Source organism: Mesorhizobium sp. RCAM 05104 (genome assembly GCF_059683645.1).
On record NZ_CM185033.1, the window covers coordinates 3912159 to 3927051 of the forward strand.

The window sequence follows — 14893 nt, forward strand, 5'->3', positions numbered from 1 at the left end:
CCGTGGCAAATGAAGCATAAGACAGGAAGTGCAATCGCTTTCGCCAAAAGCAGACAATGACAGCCGAGCGTTCTGATGCCAGCGTCGTCACCGAGGACGGGGAGGTCATAACGCCCCTGACACTGGCCATCGACGCCACCGGGCTGATGTTGTGGCCGCCCGGCAAGTGTCTGGCGGGCATCCCGCGGGTGGAGAGCTTTCTGATCGACGCGGCGTTGGCGGATCCCGACCCTTGCGTGGACGTGGTGGCGTTCCGGTCCGGGGAAGGCCGGTTTCGACCGCTTGCTCCCTACGAACAGGACCATGTCGCGACCGGCGAGATCTCACCTCAGCGTGTCAAACGATGGCCGGGAAGAAGCATGGCGTTGTCGCAGGCTTTCGAGGCGGTAAGGCAACAGCCATGGGACAAGCGCGAGGCAGACCGTCACCTCGCCAAGACGGTGACCAACGGCCGGAAGGGGGTTGCCTATCGCGCGACGAGGCTGCTGATCCGCGCCTATCGCCTGTATCGGCGGGCGCGGATCCGTCTGGGGCCGAGCCAGGATGCTCCGCACCGGACCGCCGAGGCCGAATGCAGCCTTGTGCTGATCAGCCATCGCATCCTGACCCAGGAAGACCGGTCCGCTGTCTCGGGCGCCGCCGGCAAGCTTGCCTTCCTCTGCCACGATATCATCCCGGCACTACGCCCCGACCTGCTTGGCGCGGGCAACGGCGAGCGTCGTTTCGGGTCCTATCTCGAGCAGCTCGTTCGCTCCGGCGCACCAGCGTTCTGCGCTTCCGACGAGGTCGGCGCCACCCTAACCGATCATATGCGCAAGGCCGGCCTCGAACCGCCCGTGGTGTATCGGTTTCCGATGCCTTCCATCCTGCACGAGACGGCATCGCGCATCGGCGCGACCTCTCGCATCGAGGCAGGCGAGCCGTTCGTGCTCTATTGCTCGACCATCGAAGTGCGCAAGAACCACATCCTGCTGGCCCGCATCTGGCAACAGGCGCTCGAGGAAGGGGTCAAGCTGCCGAGGCTTGTCTGCGCCGGGCGCTGGGGCTGGATGATCGAGCCGCTGCGCGCCTATCTCAAGGCTCACCCCGGCCTGCTGCAGTCGGTCACCTTCACCGGGCTGGTCAGCGACGAGGAACTGATCCGCTACTATCGCAGCGCGTCCTTCGGCGTCTTTCCCTCGCATATCGAAGGCTGGGGCTACGGCGCCTCGGAATGCCTCGATTTCGGCATTCCGGTCATCGTCTCGACGACGCCTTCGCTGATCGAGGCGACCGGCGGGCTGATGCCGGCGATCGATTCCAACGACCAGGCCGGCTGGTACGCTGCCATCCGCAGGATGGCGGAGGATCATGCCTGGCGTTCCTCGCTGGCGGAGCGCATCTTGCAACAGCATCGGCCGACGCCGGCATCGGCAAGCTGGGCTGCCATCAAGGCAGGACTGCAGGCAAGCGTGGCTGGCAATGTCGCGGCCGCCGCGCCGCAAACCGCGCGGCTCCGCTAAGCCGGCCGCTTCTTCGCTTTCTTGTGCTTCGGCGCGCCGGTGTTTTCGAATTTCGGCTTGCCCGGCTTCTTCGCCCACGGCTTGGCTTCGAATGCGCCGGCGGGGCGTTGATCGGCCGATGCCGGGTGCTTGTCGAATTTGCGCTTCGGCGCGTTCGGGTCGAACGGCGCCTTGCCGCGATGCGGTTTCTTGTCCGGGCTTGGCGGCTGGTAGCCGGCCCGCGACAGATCGGGCGTGCCCTCGAGCCGCTTGACCGCGATGTTGCCCTGCAATTTGCGGTCGGGACCGATAGCCGCCAGGAAGCGATCGGCCCAATCGGCCGATATCTGCACGTAGGTCTCTTCGGGCTGCATCTTGATGGCGCCGATCTCGCGCTTGGTGATGCTGCCGGTGCGGCATAGCATCGGGATCAGCCAGCGCGGCTCGGCATTCTGCCGTCGGCCGATCGACAGCGAGAACCAGACGCTGGCGCCGAAGTCGTCGCGGCGGCTGGGCGCCTCGTCGCGGCGCGCGAAGTTTTCGCCCGCCGGTCTTTCACGCGATGGCGTGAACGGCGCGATTTCCATCAGATCCTCGGGCGCCGAGCGACTGGCGCGGCACTGGCGCACGAAGGCGGCCGCCACCTGTTCGGCGCCATGCCTGGCGAGAAGCGCGTCGATGAAACCGCGCTCGTCATCCTTCACCGGCTCGTCGAAAGCCGGGTCGGCAAGAATGCGCTCGTCGTCACGCCGGATGACATCGTCGGCCGAGGGCGGGTTTGCCCAGGTGGCCTTGAGCCCGGCGTTCTGCAACAGCCGTTCGGTGCGCTTGCGGGCGCTGTTGGGCACGATCAGCGCGCTGACGCCCTTGCGCCCGGCGCGGCCGGTTCGCCCGCTGCGGTGCAGCAGCGTTTCCGGGTTGGTCGGCAGGTCGGCGTGGATCACCAGTTCAAGGTTGGGCAGGTCGATGCCGCGCGCCGCCACATCGGTGGCAATGCAGACCTTGGCGCGGCCATCGCGCATCGCCTGCAGCGCATGGCTGCGTTCGTTCTGGCTGAGTTCGCCCGACAGCGCGACGACGGAAAAGTTGCGGTTGTTGAAGCGCGCGGTGAGATGGTTGACGGCGGCACGGGTGTTGCAGAACACCAGCGCGTTCTTGGCCTCGTAGTAGCGCAGCACGTTGATGATGGCGTTCTCGCGGTCGGCCTGGGCAACGCTCAGCGCCCGGTATTCGATGTCGAGATGCTGCTTTTCCTCACCGGCGGCCGAGATGCGCACGGCGTTGCGCTGGTATCCTTGCGCCAGCGTGGCGATGGAGCGCGGCACGGTGGCGGAGAACATCAGCGTGCGGCGCTCGGCCGGTGTGGCGTCGAGGATGAATTCGAGGTCCTCGCGAAAGCCGAGATCGAGCATCTCGTCGGCCTCGTCGAGCACCACGGCCTTGAGCGCCGACATGTCGAGCGAATGCCGGGTGATGTGGTCGCGCAGGCGGCCGGGCGTGCCGACGACGATATGGGTGCCGCGCTCCAGCACACGCCGCTCCGAGCGCATGTCCATGCCGCCGACGCAGGACGCCACCGTGGCGCCGGTCAGCTCGTAGAGCCATTCCAGTTCGCGCGTCACCTGCAGTGCCAGCTCGCGCGTCGGCGCCACGGCCAAAGCCAGCGGTGCCGCGGCGTGGCCAAAGCGCTCCGCGTCGCCCAGAAGGGTCGGCGCCAGGGCAAGGCCGAAGGCGACGGTCTTGCCGGAGCCGGTCTGGGCGGACACCAGCGCGTCGGCCTCCCCGAGTTCGGGAGCCAGAACCGCCTTTTGCACCGGGGTCAGCTCGGAATAGCCGCGTTTTTCCAGCGCCCTGGCAAGCGCTGGAACAATAGCTTCGAAGTTGGACATCTCGCTCTTTCGGAATTCAGGGTCTGCGCTCGTCAAGGAGCACATGCCGGGAGCTGGCGCAGCGCCAGCCAAACAATCTTGGCCGTTCGTACTTCCTGCTGCCTCTCTTGTACAGGGAAAGCCGCGCCGCTCGGCAATTGACTCTTTACGCAAACCGCGTAAAAGCCCGCTTCGAACGGGATCATTTTCGATGCGCGGCCTCTTGATGGCTTTTACTGCATTCGACCTCCCTGGCCACAATCATCTGGCCGGGCGTGTCGGCGCGTCCCCTCGTTCCAGCAAAACCACGGCCAAAAAAACCACCACCAAAACGGTGTGATTCCCTTGGCCTAACCACCCTCTCCCGGGTCCGGCCCGGGGGACGGAACCCGCATCGGCCGGCGGGTTCTCTCCAAAAACCGAGCGGAGAGGGACAGGAGATTTCGATGAGTTTCAAGGTTGCAATCGTCGGCGCCACGGGCAATGTGGGCCGGGAAATGCTCAACATACTGGAAGAGCGCGGCTTTCCGGTGAGCGAAGTCGTGGCGCTCGCCTCGCGGCGCTCCCAGGGCACGGAAGTGTCGTTCGGCGACCGCACGCTGAAGGTCAAGGCACTGGACACTTACGACTTTTCCGACACCGATCTCTGCATCATGTCGGCCGGCGGCAACGTCTCCAAGGAATGGTCGCCGAAGATCGGCAAGCAGGGCTGCGTCGTCATCGATAATTCGTCGGCCTTCCGCTACGACCAGGACGTGCCGCTGATCGTGCCGGAAGTGAACCCGGACGCGATCTCGCTGTTCACGCGCAAGAACATCATCGCCAACCCGAACTGCTCGACGGCGCAGCTCGTCGTGGCGCTGAAGCCGCTGCATGACTTCGCCACCATCAAGCGCGTCGTCGTCGCCACCTACCAGTCGGTGTCGGGCGCCGGCAAGGAAGGCATGGATGAACTCTTTACCCAGACCCGCGCGGTCTTTGTCGCCGACGGCGTCGAGGTCAAGAAGTTCACCAAGCGCATCGCCTTCAACGTCATCCCGCATATCGACGTCTTCCTCGACGACGGCTCGACCAAGGAAGAGTGGAAGATGGTGGCCGAGACCAAGAAGATGCTCGACCCCAAGATCAAGCTGACGGCGACCTGCGTGCGCGTGCCGGTGTTCATCGGCCATTCGGAGGCGGTCAACATCGAGTTCGAAAAGCCGATCACCGCCGACGAGGCGCGCGATATCCTTCGCGAGGCGCCGGGCTGCCAGGTCTTGGACAAGCGCGAGGACGGCGGCTACATCACGCCGCTGGAATCGGCCGGCGAGGACGCCACCTTCATCTCGCGCATCCGCGAGGATTCGACCATCGACAACGGCCTGTCGATGTGGATCGTTTCCGACAATCTGCGCAAGGGCGCGGCCCTCAACGCGGTGCAGATCGCCGAGCTTCTGGTCGAGCGCGGCCTGATCCAGCCGAAGAAGAAGGCGGCCTGACGGCCTTTCAGGTTTCGCTCACGGGCCGTATCGCCGCTGCCGCGGCTGGCCCTTCGCGAGGGCGCCGGACGACCGGCGGCCCGCGGGCTCGGCCTTCGGCCGATTGGTGATCAAGTGTGAGCGATAGAGCTAAAGTTGTATTGCGCCCGGCGATCGGCTTCGACGCAGGCGCCGTCGCGAAGATCATGCGGGCAGCGCTTGGCTCGTTCGACTGGATGCCGGTGGTGCATACGCCGGCCGAGGACTTTGCCTTCATCCACGATGTCGTGCTGCCACGGCAGCAGGTCACGGTCGCCGAGGCCGGCAAGGAGATTGTCGGCTTCATCGCCGTCAGCGGTGATTGGGTGGAGCAGCTCTATCTCGATCCAGCCTGGACCCGGCGAGGCATCGGCAGCCGGTTGCTGATGGACGCGACCACTGCCTTGCCGGTGGTTAAACTGCATTGCTTCCAGTCCAACACCGGCGCCCGACGCTTCTACGAGCGGCATGGGTTTGTTGCCGTGAGTTTCGGCGATGGAACCGGCAACGAGGAAGGTCTGCCGGACATCCTCTACGTCCGCGAGCGCTGATCAGCCGGCGCTGTCCCTAGCCAGCTGGCGCAGCAGCTCCATCGCTTCCTCCGCCCGGTCGGCGGGGACGAACAGATGGTCGTGATAAAAGGCCGAGACCGGGTTGACGCCCATGCCGGCGGCGGCCAGCCTTATGGTGATGGCGGCGAGGAAGCCGACGGCCTCCAGCGACGAATGGATGTTCAGCGTGATCATGCGGCAGCGGAATGACGCGGTTAGCCCCGCAGCACTGGCTGCATCTTCCGTCACGATCAGTGTCACACCTTCGCGTTCGCGAAAGATCATCACCGGCTCAACGCCTTCCGGCTGAGGGATGCCGGGCGGCAGCGTGACGAAGACATAGGTGCCGGCGAGCAATTCCGGCGTCATCGATGCCAACAGCGTCTTCAGATCCGTTTCGCCGGTCATTGGTTGTCTCTCGCCTGATACGGGCTTGGCGTCCGCGTGTTCCTCAATATCCGCGACCGACGAATGCCGATAGTCCGCGCCAGCGCGCACCGCACGGACGACATGGCGATGTCGCTGGCGGCTGAGCTTGCTGAGCGGTCGCATCGCACAATAAGGAAGCTGAGGACCAGCGCCGGTCCGCGAAAGGCCTTTGATGATCGTCCGCCCGCGCCCACGCCTCCTGCACCTGTTCTTCATCATGCGCGGCTCGGTGGTGCCTCGCATCCTGCCGCAGATTTTTGGTTTCGCTGCCTATGGCGCCCTGGTGGTGGTGGTCGTGCGGGCGCTGAAGCTCGACTTCGGCAATGCCGGCACCGCGCCGTTCGCGCTGCTCGGCGTGGCGCTGTCGATCTATCTCGGCTTCCGCAACAACGCCGCCTACGACCGCTGGTGGGAGGCGCGCAAATTGTGGGGCCAGCTTGTCTTCGACATCCGCAACCTAGCGCGCGCCTCCGCCGGGCTGGTCGATGACCGGGCGGAACTGCGCGGCCTGCTGATGGAAGCCATCGCCTTCTGCCACTTCCTGCGTGGCCTGCTGAGGCGGGTCGACGCAACGCCGCAAGCCCGGGCCTTCATCGGCGACGAAACCGAGATCGTCGCCAGGGCGGCCAACGCGCCCGACGCCATGGTGCGCGGCATGGGCCGCCGCATCGCGGCGCTGCGCAAGGCCGGCGCGATCGATACGATCGGCTACCGCATCCTCGACGAGCGCCTGTCGGAAATCGCCGCGGCGCAGGCCGGATGCGAGCGCATCATGGGAACACCCTTGCCGTTCGCCTACACCTTGCTTCTGCAGCGCACCGCCTATGTCTTCTGCCTGCTCTTGCCCTTCGGGCTGGTGTCGGGCGCCGGGTGGGCAACGCCGCTGTTCACGGCGCTGATCGCCTACACCTTCTTCGGCCTCGACGCGCTTTCGGAAGAGCTCGAGGATCCGTTCGGCACCGAGGCCAACGACCTCGCCCTCGACGGCCTGTGCCGCGTCTGCGAAATCTCGGTGTTCGAGGCGCTGGGCGAGACGCCGCCGAAAATGCTCCCGGCGGAGAAGTTTTACTTTTCCTAGGCGCTCAGCACGAAGGCATGGCGGCCCGCGACCAGGGTCGGCTTTCCGCCCAGCCGCAGCGGTCGGCGCCAAAAAGAATCCGGACCATGTCGGATCCTCGCCTCATGTCACGTCCTTGGTTCGACCCCAGCGAAAAGGGCTGGAAGCAACCGGAGGGAACACCATGAGCATTTCAGAAGCCGAGCCCGCCTCGTCGGGCGCCCTGTGGACCGGCCGCGTGCTGAGCGGCATCATCGTGCTGTTCATGATCTTCGACGGCGCCATCAAGCTGCCGCCGCTCGACATCGTCACCCAGACGATGGTGCCGCTTGGCTGGCCGGCCGATGCGAACGTCGCGCGCATGCTCGGCATCATCGGCCTGATCTCGACCGCGCTCTATGCGTTGCCGCGCACATCGGTGATCGGCGCCATCCTGCTCACCGCCTACATGGGCGGCGCCATCGCCACCAATGCGCGGGTAGGCAACCCGCTGTTCTCGCACACGCTGTTCGGCGTCTATCTCGGCATCATGCTGTGGGCCGGCCTGTTCCTGCGCGATCCCAGGCTGCGCGCGCTGATCCCGTTCAGCCGATAGTCTCACTGTTTTGACGCAATTCCCCAGGGAAAGCGCTAGGCGCTTTTCCCGGGAAAACCGCTTCACACTTTTCCTGGAACAGCTTTAGGGAGAGAAAAATGTTCAGCACCATCCTTGTCATCCTGATCGTCCTCATCGCCGCCGTCCTCATCTATGCCGCGACACGGCCTGATGATTTCATCGTCAGCCGTTCCGTCAGCATCAAGGCGTCCGCCGACGCGATCTTTCCGCTGATCAATGATTTCAGACGCTGGCCGACATGGTCGCCTTACGAAAAGCTCGACCCGAACATGAAGCGCACGCTCTTGGGCGCCGAAAGCGGCAAGGGCGCCGCCTATGCCTGGGAAGGCAACGGCAAGGCCGGCAAGGGACGCATGGAGATCGTCAATTCGGTGCCGACCTCGCTGGTGTCGCTCAAGCTCGATTTCGAAAAACCGTTCAGGGCCAACAACACTGTCGACTTCTCCTTGACGCCGTCTGGCGACAACACCACCCTCATCTGGGCGATGCGCGGCAGCCGGCCGTTCATCGCCAAGCTGATGGGCCTGTTCATGAACTTCGACACGCTGATCGGCAAGGATTTCGAGGTCGGGCTCGCCAATCTGAAGCGCGCCACCGAGGCATGATCGGCGCGGGGACGCCGCTGCCTGAGCGAGGGCCGTCACGATCTTCATTCTCCTCGGGATCAAATTAGCCGTCCGGGAGTTAAGCACTTGGCGGAGCGATGGCGATCCCCTGTGAGAGGAACGAAAATGAAGAAAGTTATTACTATTTTGCTGTTGGCGACGGCGCTGGGCGCATGCTCGCAAACGGAAAAAGGCGCGGCTGTGGGCGGACTGGGTGGCGCGGCGATCGGCGCGGCCGTGGCGGGAGATCCTGTCCAAGGCGCGGTCGTTGGCGGCGCGGTTGGTGCCGTGGCAGGCGCCCTGATCGGTCGTGCCAGCGAAAGCGGCCAGTGCCGGTACCGCGACCGCCATGGGCGGGTCTATCTCGCGCGCTGCCCGGACGGCTATTGATCGGGCTGCATTCGACAAACGAAGTCGAAATAGCAAAACGGCGGGCCTAGGCCCGCCGTTTTCCTGAATGCGATGACGCAATGCTTATTCGGCGGTGGCGGCTTCCGCCTCGGCCGGTGCGGCGGCTGCGGCCGCGACGGCGGCAGCGGCGTCTTCCTGCGCCTTCTTCAACAGGGCGGCGCGTTCCTGTGCCTTCTTGCCCGGCTCTGCCTTCTTCGGGTTGGAACGGGCGTCGCGCTTGGCGATGCCGGCCTCGTCGAGGAAGCGCAGCACGCGGTCGGTCGGCTGGGCGCCGTGCGACAGCCAATGCTTGACGCGGTCGGCGTCGACCTTGACGCGCTCGCCGTCCTTGGGCAGCAGCGGGTTCCACGAGCCGAGCGACTCGATGAAACGGCCGTCGCGGGGCGAACGGGCGTCGGCGACGACGACGTGGTAGTAGGGACGCTTCTTCGAGCCCGCGCGGGCCAGTCGGATCTTCAGTGCCATTTCTTTTCTCCTAAAAGCTCTAATTCGTTAGTCGGTTGGTGGCTGAATTTTTTGTTTGTGCATGTCGTTGTCCCAAAACCGCTGAGCACTTTTGGGCGACATGCACCGGTCAGCCGGCTTTCGTCACGCCGTTGGAAGCGGCGATCTGTTCGTGGTGGCGGATCACTTCGCGGACGACGAAGTTGAGGAATTTTTCCGCGAAATCCGGGTCGAGATGGGCATCCTTCGCCAGCTGGCGAAGACGGGCGATCTGCTGCTGCTCGCGCGCCGGATCGGCCGGCGGCAAGCCATGCGTCGCCTTCAGCACGCCAACCGCCTTGGTGCAGCGGAAGCGCTCGGCCAGCATGTGGATGAGTGCCGCGTCGATGTTGTCGATCGAGGCGCGATAGTCGGCCAGGACGGTGCGTGCGTCGGCCATGTCCTTTTCTTCGTTCATGGCGTCCTCACTTCTTCTTGCCAAGGCCGGGCAGGCCGCCGCCGAGACCAGGCAGGCCGGGAAGCTTCATGCCGCCGGGCAGGCCGGGCAGGCCGCCGCCGCCGGGAAGACCACCGGGCAGGCCCTTCATGCCGCCGAGGCCGGCCGCCTGCGCCTGCTTCTGCAAGGCTTCGAGCTGCTTGGGGTCCATCTTCGACAGATCGGGCATGCCGCCGCCCATCATGCCCCCGGGGCCGCCGCCTGGCATCATGCCGCCGAGGCCCATTTTCGAGGCGAGGCCGCCCATCATGCCGCGCATGAGGCCGCCGCCTTTGCCCTTGCCGCCCATCGCCTTCATCATGTCGGCCATGCCGCGATGCATCTTGAGCAGCTTGTTGATCTCGGCCGCGTCGGTGCCGGAGCCGGCGGCGATGCGCTTCTTGCGCGAATGCTTGAGGATATCGGGATTGGCGCGCTCGGCCTTGGTCATCGACGAGATGATGGCGAGCTGGCGGCCGAACATCTTGTCGTCGAGGCCGGCGGCGGCCATCTGGTCCTTCATCTTGCCCATGCCGGGCATCATGCCCATGATGCCACCCATGCCGCCCATCTTCGACATCTGCTGAAGCTGCTGGGCGAGGTCGTTGAGGTCGAACTTGCCCGACTGCATCTTCCTGGCCATCGCCGCCGCCTGCTCGGCGTCGATGTTCTCGGCGGCCTTTTCGACCAGGCTGACGATGTCGCCCATGCCGAGGATGCGGTCGGCGATGCGTTTGGGATGGAATTCCTCCAGCCCGTCCATCTTCTCGCCGGTGCCGATCAGCTTGATCGGCTTGCCGGTGACGGCGCGCATGGAGAGTGCGGCACCACCGCGGCCGTCGCCGTCCATGCGGGTCAGCACGAGGCCGGTGATGCCGACGCGTTCGTCGAAGCTTTTCGCCAGGTTGACGGCGTCCTGGCCGGTCAGCGAGTCGGCGACCAGCAGGATTTCGTGCGGGCTCGACACCTTCTTGATGTCGGCCATCTCGACCATCAGCGGCTCGTCGATATGGGTGCGGCCGGCGGTGTCGAGGATGACCACATCGTGGCCACCGAGCTTGGCCGCTTGCACGGCGCGCCGGGCGATGTCGACCGGCGACTGTCCGTCGATGATCGGCAGCGTGGCGACCTTGACCTGCTCGCCGAGCTGGCGCAGCTGCTCCTGCGCCGCCGGCCGCCGCGTGTCGAGCGAGGCCATCAGGACCTTCTTGTTCTGACGCTCGGAAAGGCGCTTGGCGATCTTGGCCGAAGTGGTCGTCTTGCCGGAGCCCTGCAGGCCGACCATCATGATGACGACGGGGGCCGGCGCATTGAGGTCGATGGCGACGCCCTCGGCGCCCAGCATCTCGACCAGCTCGTCATGGACGATCTTGACGACCATCTGGCCGGGCTTGATCGACTTGACCACGGCGGCGCCGACGGCCTTCTCGCGCACCTTGTCGGTGAACGAGCGCACCACTTCCAGCGCCACGTCGGCTTCGAGCAGGGCACGGCGCACCTCGCGCAGCGCCGCCGAGACATCAGCCTCCGACAGCGCGCCGCGGCCGGTCAGGCCGTTCAGAATGGAGCCAAGGCGCTCCTGAAGCGATTCAAACATCGATCGTCCTTCAATCTCGGTTCGGGTTCGATCCGAGAGGTAATGCGTTCGCGCCGATCATCCAAGCAAAGCCCAAAACCAAAAAGCACCCGGGGGCGCTCAGCGCTGCCGGGTGTTGGCCTCCAGGATCGATTTACAGCACTTCACCTCGAAGAGGTTTCGGCGTCCTGGTCGGCTTGCTCGGAGGGATACTCGTCGCGGAATTCGGGGCATGTAGACAGGAAATCGGCCGCGGAGTCAAGACAAAGGCCGATCCGGTAGTGTCTCAACTTGAAATTCGGAAGCACGGCACACTGAACGTGCAGACTTTGGTCCTTCCGGTGAAGCGATCTGCGGCAAGCACCTTGTCTCTCGCCGGGGGACGCTTCTGGCCTTCAGCTCCGGTGGGTATCAGGCTGCCTTCCGCCGCAGGAGACTCGCCAGCACGGTGCGCATCGCCGAATATGACGGGCTGTCAATCTTCACTTCCCAATCGGTATTGCGTTTCCGAGGGTGCTTCACACTGCGCAACGCTTCGCGGAACGTGTCCGGATCGACACCGACAATTCGGGCCATACCTTCGGCGGTTGTGTACTTGGCAATCATGACGCTTCCTATGTTTTCCATCTAACATATAGGCGTTTGCGCAGCTCGGGCAAGAAATTAGGCGGTTACGCCAGTTTCAAAGCGAGACAATACCGCCGAGCCGCGTCGCTTTGTGAGCCGCACTCAGGCCGCACGCGTCCGGTCCGGAAGCTCGGCGGCAACCCTGAGCGGCGAGCGTGGATGCAGAAGCAACGCAATCGTTAGCAGGCTGCAGGCAATGCCGATAAAGGCGATCAGAACCGCGTCCGACGTCGTCCAGCCCGGCCCCTCGAGCGGCCTGGCGTTGAACAAAGCGAAGGAATTGTAGCTTTCCTGATGCGAGATCAGCAGAAAGCCGGTCAGATTGTTGCCGAGATGGGCGCCGAAGGCCGCGCCGAGATTGCCGGTGGCATGGACCACGAGCGTCAACAGCAGTGCGAAAGCGGCGATCGAGGCCAGCACGCAGGCATTGATGGCGACCGTCGAGCTCGGGCTCCAATGCAGCGAGGTGAACAGCAGGCCAGGCAGCAGCGCCCAGATGACCGGGCTCTTGAACCGATTGGCCAGGCCGCGCAGCAGGTAGCCGCGAAACAGCATCTCCTCCGACGACGTCTGCAGCAAGGTCAGCGCGACGGTCGGGACCAGGAACAGCAGCCAGGACGACAGGCTGATCGGGCCGCGTGCGATCTCTGGCTGCAGCAGGTAGAGCAGGATTTCGGACACAAGCGAGGTGATCAGCACCGCTGCCAGCCCCTTGAGGAAGCCCGACCGCGAAACGCGACGGCCGACGCCGAAGAGGGCCGACAGCGGCTCGCCGTGGACCCAGCGCATGGCAATCCACAGGCCGATCCAGATGCCCGCAAAAGAGGCGAGCGCGGTGAGGATGCCCATGGGCGAGGCAAGGAACCCCTGCATGCCGGAGGGTGGCGCCGCCGATGCCTGCCAGGTGAAGAAGGCATAGGCGGCGGCGAACAGCACGGCCACCGTCGCTGCGGCCCAGAACAGGATGACGATCGCTGTTCCCAGCAAAAGGCGCGGCAAGGTCGTCTTGTGGTTCGGCGAACGCCGGTAGCGTTCGAAGGCGGCAGGGTCTGGTGTCACGCGGGCTCCTTTGCCGAATCCATCACCTGTTGATCTAGCTGATGGTCCCGAAAATCGGAATCGTTTTCGCAAAGGAATCATGCGCCGCGGCCGCGCCGTCAGGCGAAGCGCGGCACACCCGTGTCGCGAGCGGCCGCCGCGGTGGCGGCGGCCGCTCGAGCTGTCAGCGCACCACGTACATGATGCGCCGTGTCTGCGGATCGATCAGCGCCGGCTGACCGTTCACATAGACATAGCGGTACTTGTAGTCTGGAATTTCGCGCAGCTCGACTGTGTCGGGCAAGGTTGCACCCGTGACGACCTCACCGTCGAGATAGACGGGGTCGGGGCGGTGCGTGTCGACATAGGTTCTGATTTCGGCCGGCGGTGGCGGGAAAACGCCCTCGACCGGCTCGCCGGCAACGATGGCTCCGGTATAGTCGTTCGAGTTTTCGCCTATGTCTTCCGGCGGTGAAACGACTGTAACGCTGGAACCGTGCGGCCGTTGCGTCAGCACGACCCGGCTGCCGCCAAAATCAGCCGTCACATAGTCGGAATAGACCCAGCCCTGGCCGCCGGCTTCGGCGATGGTGCACCATTTGCTGTTTTCGATGCAGCCATTGAGCGTCGCTGACTGGCCGGCGGCGAGCACGCCGATGACAGGATATTGCGGGCCGGGGCCGGCGCGCACGTTGAGATCGGTGACGGCGGATACGGCGGTGTCGGCAAGCGCGGCACCCGACATCACGGTGAGCATGCCGGCGACTGCGGGAAACAGTATGGATTTCATGGTTTCTCTCCGATTTTCGTGGTCCCTCGCCAGCGAAACGGGGCTGTGGCGTATGCGTTCCGGCTAAAATTCCTGAACCAACTCACGATTTGTTCCGGTTTCTTTCGGCAGACGGGTCAGAAGTTCGTGAACGAAGGCCAGTTTCCGCGCCGTGACGTCGGAGATAATGAAGGGATAGAGGTCGGGCAGGCCCATGCAACGGTTTATGGAGTTGGAGGCTTCCGACAGCACCAGCCAGCGGGCGAGGATCCTTTCGAACGGCTCGGCCACAGCCGAAGGCTCCGACGGCGCCGCCCGCGGTTCGCCACCAGTGTCGCCTTGTGGCAAGTCGTTTGGCTCCATCGTCGCCAGCCGGCCAAGCGGGAAGTTCAGCGCGCGGACCATTTCCAGCGTGTCGGTGATGTGCAGATAATGGGCCCAGGTCTCGGCCCAGTCTTCCCACGGATGGGAGGTGGCATAGGGCGAGATGTGGCTCTGTTGCCAGTCGGGCGGCGCGCCATTGGCGTAGTAAGTCTGCAGCGCCTGTTCGTAGTCGGCGCGATCGTCGCCGAACAAAGCCCGGAAAGCGACAAGCCTTTCCGGGACGTCGCGGATCAGGCGATCCCAGTAATAATGGCCGAGCTCATGGCGAAAGTGGCCGAGCAAGGTGCGATAATTCTCGCCCATCTCGACGCGCCGTTTTTCACGCTCGGCCGAATCGGCCTCGGCGACGTTGAGCGTGATCAGGCCGTTGTCGTGGCCGGTCAGGATGCGCTCGCCGCCGGGACCGCTGCCAATCGGATCGGCCAGGAAGTCGAAGGCAAGGCCTGCCTCGTCGGCAGGGTTCTGCTTGGGCGCAACCGGCAGCCCGAAGGCCAGCAGCGAATAGATGGCGCGCTTCTTCGCCGCCTCGACGCGGATCCAGCGGCGGCGATTGCCGTCGACGGAGAGATCCGGGATCAGCTTGTTCAGCACGCACGCCCGGCAAAAAGCCTGTCCCGGCTCGGCCCTCCAGTTGCAGGCGCATTCATCGGCATTGGTGCACTGGAAGATGCCGTCGGCGCCCGACAGCGCGAAGCGTGCGTGCTCCGGATAGTAGAGCACGAGGCTGCCGCAGTTCAGGCACTGGGCGTTCTCGAAGTATAGACGATGGCCGCAATGTGGGCAGTCGAAGAGTTTCATGCAGGTCTCGATTTCATCAGGCACCCGGTCGACAAAGGTCTCAAACGTTCGCCACCTGCCGGTGTTCCTCGGCGCGCTCAGGTTATTTTGCCGCTGGTTGCTGGAACGACATATCTTGCCACATTAAACACCTGATCGTAGTCAAGTTCTCACCCTTCGCTGGCGGCGGCGCCCGACGAAACCACGTGACGACTTCTTGGCAGTGACAAGGGCGTGTTTCGCTGGCAAATTCGCAGCTGGGACGTGAATCAGACAACCAGGAGAA

At 64.5% G+C, this 14893-nt stretch carries 16 protein-coding genes; 7 read left to right on the forward strand and 9 right to left on the reverse strand.

Going from position 1 to position 14893, the window contains the following annotated elements:
• Window positions 1-56: 56 nt before the first annotated feature.
• Window positions 57-1502 (forward strand): glycosyltransferase, encoded by a 1446-nt coding sequence (locus AC56QP_RS19115; protein WP_489858537.1) that lies wholly within the window; start codon window positions 57-59, stop codon window positions 1500-1502.
• On the opposite strand, the gene AC56QP_RS19120 is transcribed toward AC56QP_RS19115, so the two are convergent.
• Window positions 1499-3370: a DEAD/DEAH box helicase gene (locus tag AC56QP_RS19120; RefSeq protein WP_489858536.1), complete on the reverse strand. Its 1872-nt coding sequence runs from the start codon at window positions 3368-3370 to the stop codon at window positions 1499-1501. The genes AC56QP_RS19115 and AC56QP_RS19120 overlap by 4 nt on opposite strands.
• A 425-nt stretch (window positions 3371-3795) precedes the next feature.
• On the opposite strand from AC56QP_RS19120, the gene AC56QP_RS19125 reads away from it, so the two are divergent.
• Window positions 3796-4830, forward strand: coding sequence for an aspartate-semialdehyde dehydrogenase (locus AC56QP_RS19125; RefSeq protein ID WP_489858535.1), 1035 nt, complete (start codon window positions 3796-3798; stop codon window positions 4828-4830).
• A gap of 116 nt (window positions 4831-4946) precedes the next feature.
• Window positions 4947-5399 (forward strand): GNAT family N-acetyltransferase, encoded by a 453-nt coding sequence (locus tag AC56QP_RS19130; protein WP_489858534.1) that lies wholly within the window; start codon window positions 4947-4949, stop codon window positions 5397-5399.
• Here AC56QP_RS19130 and AC56QP_RS19135 read toward each other — a convergent pair whose 3' ends face one another.
• Window positions 5400-5807: an ACT domain-containing protein gene (locus AC56QP_RS19135; protein ID WP_489858533.1), complete on the reverse strand. Its 408-nt coding sequence runs from the start codon at window positions 5805-5807 to the stop codon at window positions 5400-5402.
• Window positions 5808-6000: 193 nt separating this feature from the next.
• Here AC56QP_RS19135 and AC56QP_RS19140 point away from each other — a divergent pair, with 193 nt between their 5' ends.
• From AC56QP_RS19140 to AC56QP_RS19155, 4 genes are all read left to right on the forward strand, one after another.
• On the forward strand, window positions 6001-6906 hold the full coding sequence (locus AC56QP_RS19140) for a bestrophin family protein (protein WP_489858532.1): 906 nt from the start codon (window positions 6001-6003) through the stop codon (window positions 6904-6906).
• 163 nt (window positions 6907-7069) lie between these two features.
• Window positions 7070-7480, forward strand: coding sequence for a DoxX family protein (locus AC56QP_RS19145; protein ID WP_489858531.1), 411 nt, complete (start codon window positions 7070-7072; stop codon window positions 7478-7480).
• A 98-nt stretch (window positions 7481-7578) separates the two neighbouring features.
• On the forward strand, window positions 7579-8106 hold the full coding sequence (locus AC56QP_RS19150) for an SRPBCC family protein (protein ID WP_489858530.1): 528 nt from the start codon (window positions 7579-7581) through the stop codon (window positions 8104-8106).
• A gap of 126 nt (window positions 8107-8232) precedes the next feature.
• A complete protein-coding gene (locus tag AC56QP_RS19155) occupies window positions 8233-8496 on the forward strand; it encodes a YMGG-like glycine zipper-containing protein (RefSeq protein ID WP_489858529.1) in 264 nt (87 codons plus the stop codon).
• 84 nt (window positions 8497-8580) lie between these two features.
• Here the strand turns inward: AC56QP_RS19155 and rpsP are convergent, their stop codons facing one another.
• The 7 genes from rpsP to AC56QP_RS19190 all read right to left on the reverse strand — a co-directional run bounded on the left by rpsP (window position 8581) and on the right by AC56QP_RS19190 (window position 14628).
• Window positions 8581-8982, reverse strand: coding sequence for a 30S ribosomal protein S16 (gene rpsP / locus AC56QP_RS19160; RefSeq protein ID WP_172222069.1), 402 nt, complete (start codon window positions 8980-8982; stop codon window positions 8581-8583).
• Between the two features lie 109 nt (window positions 8983-9091).
• Entirely contained in the window at window positions 9092-9418 is a 327-nt protein-coding gene (locus tag AC56QP_RS19165; RefSeq protein ID WP_269904622.1) for a chorismate mutase, read from the reverse strand.
• 7 nt (window positions 9419-9425) lie between these two features.
• A complete protein-coding gene (gene ffh / locus AC56QP_RS19170) occupies window positions 9426-11033 on the reverse strand; it encodes a signal recognition particle protein (protein ID WP_091575970.1) in 1608 nt (535 codons plus the stop codon).
• A gap of 390 nt (window positions 11034-11423) precedes the next feature.
• Entirely contained in the window at window positions 11424-11618 is a 195-nt protein-coding gene (locus tag AC56QP_RS19175) for a hypothetical protein (protein ID WP_489858528.1), read from the reverse strand.
• 123 nt (window positions 11619-11741) lie between these two features.
• A complete protein-coding gene (locus tag AC56QP_RS19180) occupies window positions 11742-12698 on the reverse strand; it encodes a CPBP family intramembrane glutamic endopeptidase (protein ID WP_489858527.1) in 957 nt (318 codons plus the stop codon).
• Between the two features lie 163 nt (window positions 12699-12861).
• A complete protein-coding gene (locus AC56QP_RS19185; protein ID WP_489858526.1) occupies window positions 12862-13467 on the reverse strand; it encodes a DUF1236 domain-containing protein in 606 nt (201 codons plus the stop codon).
• A gap of 63 nt (window positions 13468-13530) precedes the next feature.
• Entirely contained in the window at window positions 13531-14628 is a 1098-nt protein-coding gene (locus AC56QP_RS19190; RefSeq protein ID WP_489858525.1) for a zinc-binding metallopeptidase family protein, read from the reverse strand.
• Window positions 14629-14893 lie beyond the last annotated feature (265 nt).